Annotated in this window: 20 protein-coding genes; 14 read left to right on the forward strand and 6 right to left on the reverse strand. The window is 29.9% G+C overall.

All coding sequences use genetic code 11. The annotated features are described in order from the left end of the window. The first annotated feature begins 1 nt into the window (after position 1). The 12 genes from AANAER_RS15155 to AANAER_RS07400 all read left to right on the forward strand — a co-directional run bounded on the left by AANAER_RS15155 (position 2) and on the right by AANAER_RS07400 (position 13,086). Positions 2-136, forward strand: a complete 135-nt coding sequence (locus AANAER_RS15155) for a hypothetical protein (protein ID WP_267898127.1) — start codon at positions 2-4, stop codon at positions 134-136. After that, positions 133-639, forward strand: coding sequence for a hypothetical protein (locus tag AANAER_RS07350; protein ID WP_129081636.1), 507 nt, complete (start codon positions 133-135; stop codon positions 637-639). The genes AANAER_RS15155 and AANAER_RS07350 overlap by 4 nt, the downstream gene beginning before the upstream one ends. Continuing rightward, on the forward strand, positions 636-830 hold the full coding sequence (locus AANAER_RS07355) for a hypothetical protein (RefSeq protein ID WP_129081637.1): 195 nt from the start codon (positions 636-638) through the stop codon (positions 828-830). The genes AANAER_RS07350 and AANAER_RS07355 overlap by 4 nt, the downstream gene beginning before the upstream one ends. Then, complete coding sequence (gene dnaG / locus AANAER_RS07360) at positions 831-2,435, forward strand: DNA primase (RefSeq protein WP_129081638.1); 1,605 nt, start codon at positions 831-833, stop codon at positions 2,433-2,435. Positions 2,436-2,451: 16 nt separating this feature from the next. Further along, entirely contained in the window at positions 2,452-2,739 is a 288-nt protein-coding gene (locus AANAER_RS07365) for a hypothetical protein (protein WP_129081639.1), read from the forward strand. Positions 2,740-2,766: 27 nt separating this feature from the next. Next, positions 2,767-3,228 (forward strand): hypothetical protein, encoded by a 462-nt coding sequence (locus tag AANAER_RS07370; RefSeq protein ID WP_140544071.1) that lies wholly within the window; start codon positions 2,767-2,769, stop codon positions 3,226-3,228. Positions 3,229-3,251: 23 nt separating this feature from the next. Beyond that, positions 3,252-3,569 carry a hypothetical protein gene (locus AANAER_RS07375; protein ID WP_129081641.1) on the forward strand — a complete coding sequence of 106 codons (318 nt, stop codon included), beginning with the start codon at positions 3,252-3,254 and terminating at the stop codon, positions 3,567-3,569. Positions 3,570-3,598: 29 nt separating this feature from the next. Continuing rightward, positions 3,599-4,123: a hypothetical protein gene (locus AANAER_RS07380; RefSeq protein WP_129081642.1), complete on the forward strand. Its 525-nt coding sequence runs from the start codon at positions 3,599-3,601 to the stop codon at positions 4,121-4,123. Between the two features lie 9 nt (positions 4,124-4,132). Continuing rightward, the gene (locus AANAER_RS07385; RefSeq protein WP_129081643.1) at positions 4,133-4,336 is read left to right on the forward strand and encodes a hypothetical protein; all 204 of its coding nucleotides are present in this window, start codon (positions 4,133-4,135) and stop codon (positions 4,334-4,336) included. Positions 4,337-4,579: 243 nt separating this feature from the next. Then, on the forward strand, positions 4,580-6,094 hold the full coding sequence (locus tag AANAER_RS07390; protein WP_129081644.1) for a hypothetical protein: 1,515 nt from the start codon (positions 4,580-4,582) through the stop codon (positions 6,092-6,094). Then, on the forward strand, positions 6,084-11,261 hold the full coding sequence (locus AANAER_RS07395; protein ID WP_129081645.1) for a PBECR2 nuclease fold domain-containing protein: 5,178 nt from the start codon (positions 6,084-6,086) through the stop codon (positions 11,259-11,261). The genes AANAER_RS07390 and AANAER_RS07395 overlap by 11 nt, the downstream gene beginning before the upstream one ends. Further along, positions 11,254-13,086: a portal protein gene (locus tag AANAER_RS07400; RefSeq protein ID WP_129081646.1), complete on the forward strand. Its 1,833-nt coding sequence runs from the start codon at positions 11,254-11,256 to the stop codon at positions 13,084-13,086. Before AANAER_RS07395 ends, AANAER_RS07400 begins: the two co-directional genes overlap by 8 nt. Here the strand turns inward: AANAER_RS07400 and AANAER_RS07405 are convergent. From AANAER_RS07405 to AANAER_RS07420, 5 genes are all read right to left on the reverse strand, one after another. Further along, positions 13,076-13,279 carry a hypothetical protein gene (locus AANAER_RS07405; protein WP_129081647.1) on the reverse strand — a complete coding sequence of 68 codons (204 nt, stop codon included), beginning with the start codon at positions 13,277-13,279 and terminating at the stop codon, positions 13,076-13,078. The two genes, AANAER_RS07400 and AANAER_RS07405, sit on opposite strands and share 11 nt — an antisense overlap. Further along, positions 13,279-14,391, reverse strand: a complete 1,113-nt coding sequence (locus AANAER_RS07410; protein WP_129081648.1) for a ParB/RepB/Spo0J family partition protein — start codon at positions 14,389-14,391, stop codon at positions 13,279-13,281. Before AANAER_RS07410 ends, AANAER_RS07405 begins: the two co-directional genes overlap by 1 nt. A gap of 1 nt (position 14,392) precedes the next feature. Next, on the reverse strand, positions 14,393-15,040 hold the full coding sequence (locus tag AANAER_RS07415; protein WP_129081649.1) for a ParA family protein: 648 nt from the start codon (positions 15,038-15,040) through the stop codon (positions 14,393-14,395). A 76-nt stretch (positions 15,041-15,116) separates the two neighbouring features. Then, a complete protein-coding gene (locus AANAER_RS15000) occupies positions 15,117-15,254 on the reverse strand; it encodes a hypothetical protein (RefSeq protein ID WP_164969336.1) in 138 nt (45 codons plus the stop codon). After that, positions 15,251-15,484 (reverse strand): hypothetical protein, encoded by a 234-nt coding sequence (locus tag AANAER_RS07420; RefSeq protein ID WP_129081650.1) that lies wholly within the window; start codon positions 15,482-15,484, stop codon positions 15,251-15,253. Before AANAER_RS07420 ends, AANAER_RS15000 begins: the two co-directional genes overlap by 4 nt. Before the next feature lie 151 nt (positions 15,485-15,635). Here AANAER_RS07420 and AANAER_RS07425 point away from each other — a divergent pair, with 151 nt between their 5' ends. Both AANAER_RS07425 and AANAER_RS07430 read left to right on the forward strand, forming a co-directional pair. Continuing rightward, positions 15,636-15,845 carry a helix-turn-helix domain-containing protein gene (locus AANAER_RS07425; RefSeq protein ID WP_129081651.1) on the forward strand — a complete coding sequence of 70 codons (210 nt, stop codon included), beginning with the start codon at positions 15,636-15,638 and terminating at the stop codon, positions 15,843-15,845. Positions 15,846-15,915: 70 nt separating this feature from the next. Further along, on the forward strand, positions 15,916-16,446 hold the full coding sequence (locus AANAER_RS07430) for a hypothetical protein (RefSeq protein ID WP_129081652.1): 531 nt from the start codon (positions 15,916-15,918) through the stop codon (positions 16,444-16,446). A gap of 95 nt (positions 16,447-16,541) precedes the next feature. On the opposite strand, the gene AANAER_RS07435 is transcribed toward AANAER_RS07430, so the two are convergent. After that, positions 16,542-17,147 carry a hypothetical protein gene (locus AANAER_RS07435; protein ID WP_129081653.1) on the reverse strand — a complete coding sequence of 202 codons (606 nt, stop codon included), beginning with the start codon at positions 17,145-17,147 and terminating at the stop codon, positions 16,542-16,544. Positions 17,148-17,337 lie beyond the last annotated feature (190 nt).

A 17,337-nucleotide genomic window follows, 5' to 3' on the forward strand; every position in this document is an offset into this window, starting at 1 on the left:
TATGACACCAATAACAGTAAAACAAGCAAAAGAAAGAGTATGTCCATTTATGAGCCTACCTCCAGACTTTGTAAATGGTGATGAACTAGCCGATGAAGACAAAGAGGGTTTATGTATGAGGATAGTTAGAAGATGACCCTCCTAGACAATAGAAAGCTAAAGTTTATATGTGTATGTGCATATCTACACAATGAAATACTTATACTAGAAAGAGCAGAGAGAGAAAACACTGGTATAAAAGTTCTTGATGATAAAGATGAGTTTCTAAAAAACACTATTATGTCTATAAAAAGTATCATAGAAGAAAATAGATTTACATATGAGGATATAAAAATATTATATAAATTCTTTCCACAGGTAAAAAGATTTTATGACTTAATTGGAAAGACAATTAGCAATCATATCAAGATAGGTGCCGAATGGCTTCCAGGTCTTGTCATTTTATCAGTTTTACAAGAGTTTACTCTAAGAGGATATAAACACTTTGAATATATCCCTTTTACAGATGCAATTGACAAGTTCATAGTAGAAAAGAAAATCAACAGCAGCAGATATCTAAAAATAGCTGGTGATATTTATGAGTCAGTTGTCAGTTATGAGTACAAACGACCCAAAAAGAATAAAAGGAAAAAAAGATGATATCAAGTATTACAGCGATGGGTTTATTTTATAAACATGAGATACAAATCCCAAAGATGCCTAAAGAGTTTGTTTGTGAGAGATTGGGTTTAGAAATGACAGAGAAAAACATCAAAGATTTTTCTAAAGATCACAATGTAACTTATACATTAGACTATATAAATAAAACGGTAGTTTTTGAAGATAGATAAATGATTACAAAAAGTTCGTTAGATGCATTAAAAGACCAAATAGATATTATAGATGTTATTAGCAATTCAATAGAGATTAGAAAAGCCGGAGCAAACTTCAAAGCTTGCTGCCCTTTTCATGGAGAAGATACTCCCTCTTTTGTAATTTCGCCAACGAAACAAATATATCACTGTTTTGGTTGTGGAGTCGGTGGAGATGCTATCAAGTTTGTACAAGAGTATGATAAGTTAAACTTTCAAGAAGCTGTAGAAAAAATAGCAGATGATATGAACTTCACTCTTGAATATGAGTCAAATACTACCCATACAGACTATAAAGCCACTATGGAAACTATCAATAGCTTTTATGAAGCCAATTTAGTTGATAAAAAACTTCAGTATTTACTTGACAGAGGAATCACAAAAGAGAGTATAAAAACTTTTGAGATAGGTTATGCCCCAAGAAGTGATGTACAGGTCCAGCTGCTAAAAGATAATTATCTAAATCTAAATGATGCAATAGAAGCTGGTGTTCTAGCTCAAGACAAAGAAAACATTTATGCAAGACTAAGAGAGAGAATTACATTCCCTATAAGAAACCATGCAAATAAGCTTATAGGTTTTGGTGGAAGAACTTTAAGACAGTCAGAAGGAATAGCAAAGTATCTAAACTCACCAGATACAAAGCTTTTTAACAAAAGTAGAAACCTATATGGATTTAATCTAGCAAAAGAGCATATCTACAAAAAAGGCACTATGGTAGTAACAGAGGGATATCTTGATGTAGTTATGATGCATCAAGCAAATATCAAAACAGCAGTTGCCACTATGGGAACAGCACTAACTCAACAACACATCCCAATAATCAAAAAGTGTAATTGCAGAGTTTTACTATGCTACGATGGAGACAATGCAGGAAAAACAGCAGCCCACAGAGCAGCAGTGTTACTAAGCCAACATGAAGTTGACGGCGGTGTTATAATCTTTGAGGACAACCTTGACCCGGCAGATATGGTAAAAGATGGAAAGATAGAACAACTATACGAAATGCTTAAAAACCCTATGCCACTTATAGAGTATGTTTTAAGACATATTATAAAAGACTATGATTTAGATAACCCACACAATAAAAACCAAGCTCTAAGTGCATGTATAAGTTATCTTAAAACTATAAATCTTCTAGTTGCAGAAGAGTACAAAGGTGTACTTTCAAAGCTTTTAAATATAGCATCTCATCATATAACACTGGGCCAAACAACAATAAAAAAAGACTTTACAATACAAAGTTCAAAAACTGTAAGCAAAGCAGATGAGAAGTTTTTTAAAACAATTATTGAAAAACCTGATTACTTAGATCTATTGTTTGGTAACTTGGATTATGAAGTATATGAAAACAACACTGTATTTGAAGATATATTATCTGGTAAAAATAATAGTGATGCTATAAGACCTCTTCTTATTAGAGACGATATCGTTATTTATAACAAAGAAGATTTCATAAGAGCATGTAAGTTAAAACAAAAAAGTTATCTATCTGAAAAACTAAAACAATTATCTACAAGCTTAGATGATGATGTGTTTGAACAGATGGACAAAGTACAAAAAAGATTGAATGAGATTGGATAATTAAAAAAGGATTAATATGACAAAAAAAATGATTACTTCAAAAAAACCTTATCCTTTAAGAAAAGAGGTTGTAGAAGATTTATCAACTTTAGATGATGGTATTCATCAAATGTGGGATGAACAAGATAGGCTTTATCAAGGTATTGTAAAAGATAAAAAAGTCTTATTTTTTGTTACTCCTTTAGGAGTAGTTTATCAAGATAATGGTTTTACTAAAGATTTAGAACAAGAGTTTAAAGAGGTTGGAGGTTTAAGTTCTCCTGATGATTTTAAAACTATTGCAAAATTTAACAAGTGGATATAAAAATATACAAATATAAAGGATATGACTATGGTAGCACACTTAAGAAAGTCTTGTTTAAATGCACAATTTGAAGTTATAAAAAAGCGATTGACAGAAAAGTATTCTTACTATAATACTAAAGAAAAATTAATCGAATATTATCCTGATAGTGTTGGTTTTTTTCCTCAAGATGTAAAACAAGTTGCATATAAAAGCAATGCAAAATTTCCTATTAAACAAGCTTCAAAAAAAGGTGATTTAATTCAAATTTGGAAAGCTGGTGAAGTAGCTAGATATGCTTTTCCTATTAAAATAGTTGAAAGTATGATAGACCAAATTTTAGAAAATGACAAAGATGGATATTGTATTGTAGATGGTAGTGACAATATCATATCAAAACCTTTTGATACACAAGAAGAAGCTCAAATAGAATTATTGAAAAATGATAGATATTTGAATGGTGGTGGATATGGTATTTTCTTTTTTAAAAAAGAAAATACATCAGCATAAATTTTATGCAATAAGGAGCTTTAATGTTTGAAATAAAAACAACACAGGATAAACCAGTAACTTTTGATATGAAAATTGATGATGTAAAAGAGTATGGAGATTTTATTAATTATCTCATGGTAAAAGCAATTAAAAATATTGTTAAATATACTAACTATTCTTTTGAAGGTATTTTAAAAGAAGATTATAGTTTTGATCACTTTTATTTTGAAATTTGTAAAAACTTTGATTTAGAAAAAGAAGAAGATTATACAGATAGTAAGTACCTACAAGATCAATTAAAAAGATTTGGTACTAAATACATTAGACAAACAGAATATAACATATATTTAATAATGTAGCTAGAAATAAATAAAATTAGGAGAAAAAATTGAAAAAGAATAATCAAGTAAAAGATTCAAAAGGAAATATCTTAAAAGAAGATGATTGGTGCTATTTTTGGAATGATAATAATGTAAAAGTAAGATATCAATTTTATTCATTATCCAAAAGAGAACTTCCTTATATCTCAATTGATAAATCTGACAATAATGATTTAAGTTGGTGGAAACATTGTGAAAAAATAGATAAAGAAGTTAGCATGGAATTAGAAACTGTAGATGAAAGAGCTAAAAGAGAGTGTCAAGAACTTGGTAACTTATTTAATAAGTCTGTAGATAGATTAGCAGAGCTTGAAAAGTTAGTATTAGATAAATTAGTTGAACAAGGTTATATAATAGGTAGTGGAGATTGGGGATTTAAAGTTGAAATAAATTCAACTTGGAAACAAAAATCTTTAAATGTTTTATTAAAAGATAAAGAAGGTATTAGACCTATTTTTACAATAACAAAAGAAAAATTAGAACAAATGTACGATGAAGCAGAAATGTTTTTTCATAGTGATTTTAGGGAGTAAAGGTTTATTATGAAGATTTTAATAACAAAAGAATTTGATAATGAAGATGAATATGAAAAATATATTGCAGAACAAGAGAGTTTGAAAAGAAGGTTAGAATATTTAACATCAATACACGACAAGTACAAATTAATAAAAAAATGTGTAGAAACAAAATGTGGACGAATTGAATATTCTTTTATAAATAATGATATAGAAGTAGTGATGGATTAGCAGACCAAAAACTGCTATTTGTTACGGTTGCCGAGAGATTTCATCCCATAAATGATACAAGTCATTCGCTCCGATGGTTTTGTGAGGATATAAATATCTCAATTGAAAATTTATCTAAAATAAACTGTAAGTAAAATAAAACATATTTTTCTTTACTTAGCTTTATACTAGTAAAATAAATACCCACCTAGTTTCAAATAAACCTTTTTAGTAACATCTTTAAAATGTTAAAAAGGTTTATTTATGAGTAATTCCAATAGATTTAAACTTGACCCAAATATTGTAAATATGGTAAGCCAAAGCAAAGCCACAAATGCTGGGCAAGCTATATCTAAAATGTTTACCGATTTAGGAACAATAGAAAATCAAAAAGCCAATCAAGAACTAGCACAAGTACAAGCAGATACAAAAAAACTACAGTACCAAAGTGTTGCAGATACTATGTCTGACCAAAAGCTAGCAAGTGAATATATGCAAAGTGATTCGGCAGATTTAAACACTTGGTTAGAAGACAATAACAAATCATTTAAAACTCCAGAGTGGCAATTAAAAGCACAAACAATCAGCGATGGTAAGATGGACAAAGTTTATGATGACAGTTTAGCTGCACATGAAAACTACTTAAAAGAGCAGGGGCTTTATACAAATACTGATGGAACAGTAAATATCGCAGAGATTAGAAAACAACTTGCAAAGGACCCACAAAATATCTACCTAGCACAAGCCTTTGAGAGAAAATATGGAACCAAACTTAATAAACCAAGAGAAGAGTTATCTTTACAAGATAAACTAGACTTACAAAAAACTCAATCAGAAATAGATAAAAATAAAGCTCAAGCAGATAAATATAATAGAGATACGGGTAGTTCCAATAAAGATAAGTTTGTTCAAAACTTAGATTATCTTGTTTTAAAAGGTAAAATAACTCAAGAAAGAGCAGATGATTTAAGACTTCAATATGCAACAAAAGAAACTCAACCAAACTTGACAGCTCTTGCAAAAGATATTGAAACTGCAAATAGCCAAACAGATGATTTTATTAAATATCTAGGTAATAAGGATATCAATAAATACAATCTTTCAACAGCTGATGTAAGAGAGTTTAATCCGGAACAAAAAGCACAAGCTGAAAGATTAGCAAATATTATTATAAGGGCAGAAAAACCAGCTATGAAAGAAGCCATTGCAAAAGATATGGCTGATTTATCAGTAATGCAGTCTCAATTAAATGATAGTATCAACTATACAATAAGTGCAATAAATGAAGGTAGAGATATTAATACTGTAGATAAAGTTCAAAGAGAGTATCTAAATAAATACTTAGGTATGACTGATAATCAACTTGAAACTGCTTTCAGAGACAGTAGGTTTCAAAGTGCATCAAACACTCTTTTAAAAGTCATGAGTGGTACTGCTGTAAGTGGTCAAGAGTGGGAAAGATTCAAACAAGCAACAGGAACACTATACCAAACAAATGAAACCTTAGTAAACGGTATGCTTAGTATGGTTAGAGACCAAAAAAATAGAATGAGAAGTATGTCAAACTCTATGGGTGGAACGGCTTTCAATCTTAAATATGGTTCTACATATAGAGATATTTTAGATATGGAACAGACTTTAATAGATTCAAGGGATACAAAAAAAACTGAAGAAGAAGCAGCTTCTAATCCAATCTATGACCCAAGCAAAAATAACAACACAACAGAACCAACTACTACTCCACAAAATAAACCATCATGGAGAGATTATGCAAATTGATATTTTTAATAACAAAGAGTTTCAAGCTCTTCCCCAAGAAGAAAAACAAACTATAGTCACAAACTATTTCAACAAAGAGTTAGCGGATGACGAATACAAATCTTTAGCAGACGATAAAAAATCTACTATTTTAAATAACTTTGTAAATAGCCAAATAAATCCTTTAGTTGAAAAAAAGGATGATAAAACTGAAACTGTACAAAATGTTGATATCAATATAGAAAACAGTTTGAACAAGGAAGAAGTATTAAACAGAACTATTACTCCACCTGAAAATAATCAAGGTTATCAACAAATAGTAAATCAAGACAAACCTTTAGAAACAGATGTTATACCTATCGTTGACAATGTACTAAATAGTGCTGCTGATGATGTTATCAACAGTATAAATCCAAAAGATGAAACTCAAAAAGAGAAAAAAGCCACAGAGGTTTTATCTCATATTCAAAATGTACAATTTGCAAACAAAGACTTAGCTGATATGGTAAAAGGTTTTACTGGGGATGATGAAGCTTTAAAAAATATCCAAGACAAAGCTTTACAAACAAACAAAGCAGTTGTAGATACGCTTTATTCAATCGGTATTAATGCAATAGTTGATGGAAACGGTGAAGTAAAGTTCAAAGACGATGATGGAAAATTTAAAACAGTAGGTGATGATTTTTGGGAGAGTCTAAAAGAAGATATCTCAAATAACAAATATGAGATAGTAGGAGACATAGCTGGTGGAGCTGCTGGGAACAGACTTACAAAAAAATATCTGGATAGCATATCTTCGGCTGCTAAAATTGGTGGATGGAGAGGTAAAGTAGCAGAGTTTATCGGAACATTAGGTGGAGCAGCTATAGGAGCTTTTACAGGTCGTGCTGCTGATGTAGAAAATAGTAAAGATGAACTACTTAACATGGTAGATGATTTACAAAAAGCTACAAATCTAAAAGAAGTGATAGATCAAAACCCAACATTACAAAAAGCACTTGATGGGGCAAATATGACTATCTATGGTACAGCTATTACAAGTGCAGTTGCAGAACCTATTATAAAAGTTGGAGGAAGAGCAATAAGACTTCCTAAACAAGCAAAAGATTATGTAGTAAATGGAAATATCAATGGTGCAAGAGATATCCTAAAAAAAGATTTAAAGATAGATGAACAATACATCGATGATGCTCTTAGACAAGCAAAAGAAAACTATCAAGAAGTAATAGACTACACAAATAATGCAATTACAGGTAAAACAAAACAACAAGAACAATTACTAGCAGCTACACTTGAAAAAGGTGATGCCAATATCATCAAGGGTGCGATTGCAAAAAATGAAACAGCAGCAAGAAATCTAAGTGATACAATAGATCAACGAACTACTACAATTCAAAAAAATCTTGATAACAACTCTTCAAAGATTGGTGGAGAAGAGATTAAAAACTATCTTAATAACTATGAAAGTCAAGTTAAAAGTGATTTTATTGATATGAGAAAATCTTTTTCTGATGCTTTTAAAGAGACTAATTATAGATTTGATTTAGAAGATTTAAACTTAAACAGTGTTTTCAGAGATATGTCAAAAAGAGTACAGGACCCAGATGCTAAAAAAAGATTCCAAACACTTCAAACTTCTATCAAAAATACAATCTATGATAGCAATGCACAAGTAGGAATTGATAGAGATATAAACGGCTTATTAGATTTAAGACAGCAGCTAAATAGATTTTATGGCCAAAATGAAAAATATCTAACTAACAAAAAAGATAAAGATGTATTTAATTCACTAAAGGAAAATATAGATAATCAAATCCATAAAGCGGTAAATGACAATCTTCCAGAAGATGTAGGTACAAGACTACTTGATAGTTTTTCTAAATCTATGCAAGGTTATAGAGAGCTTGGAGCACTTAGTGACAACAATGTTTTTAAAGGCATCATGGGAGATGCACAAAGTAGCGAATATAGAATGGATAAACTTATCAAACATATGGCAGATGATGATAGTTATGTTGATGATGTGTTATCTAAAATGTCACCAAATACTAGACAAACAGTCGAAGTAGCAGTTATAAGAGACATAACAGACTCATTTACAGCAAAAACAGCACAAGGGCAAAAAGCTATAGCCTTTGAAGATTTAGCCAAAAAACTAGAAGGTATTAAAAGAAATGTCAGAAGTCAACTCGGAAAAGAAACTATTGACAATCTTATAACATATGCAGATAAGTTTGGTAACAAAGACTTGTTGTATCTTGATATGGCAAAAGGCATTAAAACAAAACCTAAACACAATATTGCAACAACACTTGAAGGTAAAATCAAAATGGAAACTGCAAATATGTTTTTCCAATTTATCCAATCAATCAAACCTGGAGATGATGCAAAAAGATTAGCTCTACAAAGACACATCGCAAGTGCATTAGAAAGAAGTAGAACTCCAAAAGAATTTGCAACAAGTGTATATGAATATCCTGAATTAGCTGATGATAGTAAACAAATTCTAAGAGGTCTAATAAAAGAAAACAATAAAATTCTAAATGCAAAAAATAACGTAGAAGCAGAAAGACTACTAAAAGAAGCAGAACAAGAAAAAAACAGACTATTTCAAATCCAACAAAAAATAGATGATGAGATAGCAAACTTTACAACTCCTTCAATAGCTGAAATAAGAGCAGTAGAATCTTATACTCCAGATGACAAATACGGTAGTTTCTCTCAAATGACAGCTAAAATCACAAGAGGAACAGCCACACCAAATGAGATAGAACAATATGTAAAAGCCAAAAACAAAATAGATCCAAAAGTTTTAGAAGCAAAAGTATTAGAAAATAGATATCCTATCTCAAATGAAGCCATTACAAAACTAGAAGATTTAAAAGCATTTGATAGTAATAAAGTAAATGAAATACTAAATGACAATGAATTTAATAGTCTTATCTATAACCTAAAACAAAACAAACTACCAAACACTACAAAAACAATGGAAGATAAGTTTAGAGACAAATTTTATGAGTTAAATAAACTATATGATAATTCAAAAGAGGATATCACTAAAGCTAAAAAAACAAAAGACAATTTAATCTTAGGTGAAAACAGATTAATTGAAAATAATACAGTGAATAATTATCTTGACAATGATTTTGATATTTATAGACACTTGCCATACAATGATGAAAATTGGGTAAAAGAATTTAATTTAAAATCAAAAGATGATACAGCAATAGTTAGAGATATTTTAGGAAATGAAGTAAAAATATCTAAAAATGCAGCTGATAAAATTGAAAAAAACAATAGAGAACATTATTTTGGATTAATTAAGCCAACTGTTGAAAATCCGACAATGATATTAAAACATAAAGATGCGGAAGTATATATAAAAAGGTTTTATGATGAAGAGATGAAAAAATATAGTATCTATTCAGTTACAAAAGATTATGGGAATAACGAAGTTTATTTGAGTTCAATAGTTCACAGAAGAGATAATCAGTTAGTAAATAAAATAAGAGAGGGTGAAATAACATATTTAAACCACGGCACTGTTGACGGTACTCCATCAAGCCGAGCTACTTCACCAATTCAGAGTACTGAATCTCTCAATGAAAACATTATACCAAATAATACAGTAAAAAATCAAGAAATTGAATTACCAAGAGAACTTGTGGATGAAGGTTACACTATTAGTGATATAGGTGAGTTTATTGACCCAGAAGGTAAAGTTTTATTTTCAAATGCTGGAACTATATTAGCTGGAGGATTTACCGGAGGAAGTGAAACTGCATTTAATCAGCATGATTGGAACGGAGATGGAGAAGTAGACCAAACAGATATACTATACGGTACTATTGCAGGGGCTATTGGATTAACTACATTTAAAAAGAAGTTCCCAAAGCTTTTTGAAAATGGAAACAATAGTGATGCAGTCATTGGTTCCTTTGCTGGTAAAGCACCATTAGGGGCAATAGACAATCAAGGCTTTTACTCTACACTTGAAAAAGTAGTGGATGAAAAAGTTGGAGGAAAGATAGACTCAGTTTCGTTGACGAAAATGTTAGAGAAAAATTCAGTTAAGCAAGATGAACTAGAATGGTCAGGCCTTAAGGATCTTATAGAAAATAATGAGAAACTTACAAAAGAGCAAATTCAACAAACACTAGATGACAATAGACTTGTTATTGAAAAGCTTGATAATAAAAAAACTAAATATGGAGATTATAAAATATCTGGCGGTGAAAACTACAGAGAGCTACTTTTTAAAACTCCAAAAGTACCGGGTGATTATACTTCTCAACATTGGGATGAATCAAATATCATAACATTTACAAGAGTTGATGATAGATCTATTGACAATAAAAAAACTCTTTTCTTAGAAGAGCTTCAAAGTGACTGGCATCAAGCAGGTAGAAAATATGGATATGAAGATGATGCAAAGATTGCAGAAGTTGAAAGAAATACTGAAGATATTTTTACTAAATATGATATGAAATTCAATAATGAAATTACAAAAAAAGAACATAACCAACTTATCAAAAAAGGTTTATCTGCAGAAGAAAATAATACTTTAAATGAATATATAAAAACAAGTGAAAATCTATTTGATATGGTTCCTGATGCACCTTTCAAAAAGAACTGGGCAGAGCTAGGGTTTAAAAGAATGATTCAAGAAGCTGTATCAAACGACTATGAAAAAATAGCATGGACAACTGGGCAACAACAGACAAAGAGGTACTCTCTTGAAAAACAGCTTGATACTATAGTTTACAACAAACAAACAGGTTATATCCAAGGAAGTAAAGCAGGAGATGAAGTAATATTTAAAAAAGTAGCTTCAGATAAAGAAGTAGAAGGATTATTAGGCAAAGAACTTACTCAAAGACTTATCGACCCTAAAAGCTCTACAAGAGATGAAATCTTTGTTTTAAAAGGCGATGAACTCAAATTTGGTGGAGATGGAATGAAAGGTTTCTACGACAATATAGTTCCTAATATTGCTAAAAAACTATTTAAAAAATATAAAGTAAAACCAAAAATGGAAGAATTGGACGATATAGAACAGATGGTATGGAGTATAGATATTACGCCAGCTATGAAAGAAGATATTAAAAAATACGGTCAACCTCTTTACATGATAGGTGGAACTGTAGTGGGACTTGAAGCATTAAATAATGGAGCTAAAGATGAATGAAAAACAAAGAAAAGATTGGTTACTTTTAGAAGAGCTAAAACAACAAGTAGATGAATCAACCTTTCATTTTAGAAAATCAAAAGATACAGCCAAAAGAGTAAACTCTTATATAAAAGGGGACCAATTACCACAAGAGGTAAAAGAACTATTAGCAGAACGTGACCAGCCTGAAATGTGGGAAAATATCTTCAAAAAAATAGATGCTAAGATATCCGGTCTTAAAATTACTTCAAAACAAGAGATTAAAGCATTTGGAAGACAAAAAGGCGAAGATAGAGTTCAAGCAAATCTAATCACAAATATTCTTAAAACAACTATGGACTCTACCGAATGGTGGGCAAATAAAAAAAGAGCCGACCTAAGTCTAAGAAGTAGTGGAGTAAGTATTGTAGAAGCTAAGATAAAAAATACAGGCGAAAGAGATATCTTAGGAAAAAGAATAAAAGAGATAAGATACGAACATCTTCCAACTTCTCAATGTCATTTAGATCCATTTGCAATAAATCCAGACTATAGCGATGCTAGATATTTTCATAGAGAAAGATTACTTGTAATAGATGAACTATACAGATACTTTCCAAAAGAAAAAGTAGACAAACTAAGAGTATATACTCAAGAATACTACAATGAATACTCTTCGAAATCTACAAGCCAATATAGCAAAAGAGCAAAGATATATTATAGTTGGTTTAGAAAATGGAATCAAAGAAAGAAAAGAGATGTTATCTATTATGCTATTTGGAGTGATGAAGTTATTTTAGAAACAAAAGAATCACCATATAATCTTAGAAGATTTCCTATAAGTATAAGAAGAATGGACGAGATAGATTATGAGGACCCAGCAGATGTAAGAGGTTTATATTATAATCTTTTACCAATTCAAGATAGGATAAACAACTGCCACCTAAGAGCTATTCATATGATGGGTACAAACAAACTTCTTTTTGAATCTGATGCTGTAGATGATGCTGAGACTTTTATAGAAGATTACTCTCAAGATAGTGCCGTTGTAGAAGTAAACAGCGGTGCAATTACCGGTAAAAAAATACAAGATATCAAACAATACAATGAAATAGCAAATTTAAGAAGCGAAATAGCCGACCTAAGGAACCAAGCTGAAGCAATAGTTGGTATGAACAATGAGATTTTAGGTAGTGCAGTAAACAGACTAAGTGGAGCTGCTATCGAAAACAGACAAAATGCAGGTTTAGTAGGTCTTCAAGATTTTATAGATACAAGTGCAGAACAAGATAAAGATTTAGCAGAGATATCTCTTGAATTGATACAACAGTACTTCACAGCTGAAACAGTTTATAAAATCACAGAGAAAAGTGAAGCTGATGCATACTTCATAGCAAATGAACTAGAAAGAGATGCAAACGGTGCAGTTATTAGAGAAGCTGGCCAACCAAAAAGAAAGAACAGTTTACAAATAGGAAGATATGATATCATCCTACAACAAATGCCATACAGCAGAGGTAGTACAGCAGAACGTCAAAAAGTATGGGCAGAGTATATCAAGGCTTTACAAACTACTCATCCTCACCTGGTGCCAAGAATGATTGAGATGAGTTTATTAGATACAGATTCACCTGTAGCAATGCAAGTAAGTAAACTAATAGAAGAAGATAGACAAGCCCAAGAACAAAATGCAGGGCAAGCACAGCAAGCTCAACAATTTCAAATGCAAAAAATGCAGTTAGAAATGCAAAATATGATGGCTAAAATCGAAGAGATGCAAAGTAAGGCTAATCTAAATAAAGCAAAAGAGGAAGAGATAAAATCTGATATAAATACACCAGCTAAAGTTGGAGCTACTGCTTAGTAGCTTCGCTTATTTTATTCTTATCAATGAAATTATCTATATATCTACTAAAATGATATAAACCTCTTGATACTTTATTTATATCTTGCAAATCCTTTGGACTAAATTCTTGTGAAAAGCCTAAACTATTCTTTTCATCTCTTATTTCAAGTCTGATACCGTCAGAAGTTGATCTAGTAGTTATATTAATCATTATATATCCTCATTAAGTTTTAAAAATTTTTGGTCATCTTCTTCATATAAACTTCTATTTGGAAGACTTTCTATTAAATTACAATTGTCTTCAGGGTTTAATTTACTACCCAATTCTATGATTTTTTGTTTTGACTTATTTATTATATCTACTGCTTCTTTACAAGTAACAAAAACTGCATCTTTTTTATATTTAATATACACATTACTTTTGTTACTAGAGTCTATATATTCTATCTCTGGAATATCTTCATATTGCTCTATCAGTTTAGATAACTTTTCCTGAAATCTTTTTTGTTGCTCTTTTGACAAATGATTCCAAGTAAAGTTAAATTTTATATTCTTATCCGATATCGTATATGGTTCTTTACAATCATATTTATTTTTTTCCTCTTTTATAGCAGCTCTTATATCTGCACCTTTAATCTCTCCAGCTTTATATTTAAAATATAAATCCTCTTGAGTCACACTGTTTTGTAATCTTTGTAAATCATTTAATATCTCTAAACCTATATTTGTTCTATCCTGGTGTAGATCATCCAATATTACAGTGGGTAATTTTAATACATTTTTACACTTTGATATAAAAGATGGTTTCTTACCAAGAGTTTCAGCCAATTTACTCTCACTATCAAAAGCACCTGATGCAATAGCTTTATCAATTGCAAGTGCAGTTTCAAAATCACTTAGATTTTTTCTTTGAAGATTTTCAACTATACTAAAAGTAACTAGCTGCGACTCATCTAATTTCACAATATTTGCTTTTATAGTTTTATGGCCAAGTCTTTTACAAGCTTTAAGTCTTCTATGCCCACCAACACAAATAAAGGTGCCATCATCACAAGGAGATACAATAATAGGTTGTAATAATCCATCTTCAGGTTTTATCTTAGACTCATCAAAATAATTTGTTTGAAGCAAGTCTTCATATGCACCTTTGATAGATTCCATAAGCTCCTCTACCTCTTCCTCATTTTCATAAAATCTAGGTTGATGTGGATTTCTTTTTACTAAAGAAATATCAATACAAGAAGATGAATCAGAAACTAAATCCTTTACTATCTCACCATCAACTAAGATATCATTAAATCCTTCAAAATCTTTTTTACTCATCTTACACCTCCAATAGTTCTATAAGTTCACTTGCTAATGATTCTATTCTTTTACTAGCTTTTGATTCTTTATCTACTTCTATTACTCCAAGCCCGGAACTAAGTGAATTATCAAAATCACTAACTCTTATGATATTTGTATTAAGAAAATCAAACTCACAACCAAGCTGCTTTTTGAAGCTGCTATAATCTTTATCTATCTTACATCTTGGATGAGCTTGATTTATTATCATCTTAACCTTTTGAGTAGGAACACCAATACTCTCAACAACTCTTTTAAAAGTAGCAAAACCAATAAACTCAGTAGTACTAGGTGAAATAGGAGTAACCGATATATTCGACAACTCTATAGCTCTTCTTGTCAAAGCACAATCCACACCTGCAGTATCTATTAATGTAATACCATCAAAATCACTTGAACAAAAAGACTCAAGAGCAGCAACAGAACTTATAACTGTAGAGTCAAAACCTTTAAGCTTTTTATTCTTTGCACGTCTTCTACTTATAAAAGTAGTAACCTTATTTGGGTCACAATCAGCAACTCTAACCTTAAAACCTTTAAGTATAAGATATATTACAATTTGTACCAAAATCGTAGATTTACCCACACCACCTTTTGTATGAGCTATTGTCAAAATTATATTTTTCATTTATTTACCTTTTTAAGAATTTTAGTTATAATCTCTCAAACGATAGCACCTGGTTAGATGCTATCTATTGAAAAATCTATTTTTTTAAGTGAGAGAAATTTTTCTCTAAATATTTATTGAACTCTTCAGCAGTTTTAAGATTATTCTCTATCGCCAAATTTTGAATCTCTTGAAACTGCTCGAAGCTTTCAAACTGATACTTTCCAAAACTCATAATATTATCCTCCTTTCATAGTTTGTTCCAAATACATAGTTAAGATTTATAATCCTCTCTTTGCAATAGTCAGTTACATTTTGAACAAAAGGACCGATTCCATTTTTTTGGTATTCATTGAAATCTATCTCCAGCTCTTTACACAGCTGCTTATCATCTTTGATATTTGCAATCCTTTTTACAAAAGCCAATCCATACTTTTTGAAGTATTCAAGTCTATTTTCTTTCATAATATTCCTCCATTTTATTCCTTTTAATCATTATTAAATGATATTTAATCATAATATTATCATTATATAATTAAATTGTCAATACTTTTTATCATTTTATAATGATTTTATGATAGAATAACATCATTATAAAATGAATTTAGGTTATATTATGGAAAAAGAAGAATTTAATGAGTTATTAAAAAAAGCATCATTATCAAAAAAAGAGTTTGCAAGTATTATAGGGATTAGTGTTGGTTCACTTAATAATTGGGGCAGTTCACAAGGAATACCATATTGGGTAGAATCTTGGCTAAATAACTATATTAAAGCCAAAGATATGGATAAGGTCGTAGAGGCTGTAAAACCTCATATAAAATAAATATCCTCACTTAATCCCTTTTTTAGTGAAATATAATTAAACTAGATATATTTATAAAAAAGGTCTTAATGTGAAAAAATTACTATTTCTACTACTATTTACTAATTTCTTATTTGCAGAAAAATCAGAAATTGTTAACTATTTACTAAATGATAAAGCAACAATGTGGGATATTGGGATATTAAAAACAAAAAATATGCATGAGCTAGCTACTGATATAACAAAAAATAGAGTCAATAATACATACACAACAGGAACTGTTTACTATGATGAATTTGATAATAAAATAAAAATACATATAAACATCTATAATCAAGACAAAAAAACAAATAATGAATTAGAAAATTTATGCAAAAGAGAATTGAATAATTTAAAACACATATATACAATGAATAGTGATTATATAAACAACTTCAAACATAGTGGTTTCATAAAAAGAGATGAACCAAAACAGTTTGAATTAAAATTAAAAAAAATTACATATTTAGAAATTTGGCTTATGAAAGATACATTGATTCATAAAGCCGAAAATATATTGTTTGAGTGCAGTACAAACCTACTAAAAAATTCTAAGATTATAATTATTAAATCAAATAAATGAACTTCAAACACCTAAAATACAGATTCATCGTAAGTGGAATATTATGGACCATACTAATAATTTGTTATTCAATTTATTCATATTTTAAATAAAAATTAAAACCTATCAAAAGCCATATCTAAGCACGAATTACCTATATTATCTTCCGCTCTTTTAGGATATGGTCTTTTGCCCCCATTAAAAATATTTGTAAATTGCAGTCCTTTATTTATCTCTTCAAGTGCTAAATTTTTATCAATTTCTTTTAATTCAATATGTGGATCAACAGGATTCATCCCCTTATTCAATAAAGGAACAAAAGTAAAAAATTTAAGGGCAGCTTTTACATCAAAAGTTGTATCAGGTTTTAATATATAAATTTCTCCTTTTTTAACCTCTATTACATAAGGAACAGCATCTTCTCTTTCTCCTACCATATTTGTTCCATTATTCTTTAATAAAAACTTATATTTCCCCTCATCCAGAGACTGATAAGAATATTGAGAATAACAAACTAACATATCTTTTTTTAGCCTATCAGATTCTATAATATATTTATATTCCATTTGATATCCCATCTCTGTTTCATTATTTACCAAATAAACATTTGCTTTATCTTTATCATAAAAAGGTAAAGCTTTAATAGGCTCAATAGATATTTTATTTGCTACGCATCCACTAAAAATAAGAAATAATATCCCACTAATTAATATCTTTATCATGTTAAAACTCCTCCAAAAGAAAGATATTTTACACAAAATAACATTTCAATAAATTTAGCTAAGATTCAAAAGTAATAAGACCAACCAAAAAACCGCGCCCCCATTTGACGAAAATTTGGTAAGTTAAGAGATAAAAAAATACAAATAAAAACAAAAATTTAAAATCTAAGGGTATTTTTGCACGTCATTC

It is taken from the genome of Halarcobacter anaerophilus (assembly GCF_006459125.1).
Classification (GTDB): Bacteria; Campylobacterota; Campylobacteria; order Campylobacterales; family Arcobacteraceae; genus Halarcobacter; species Halarcobacter anaerophilus.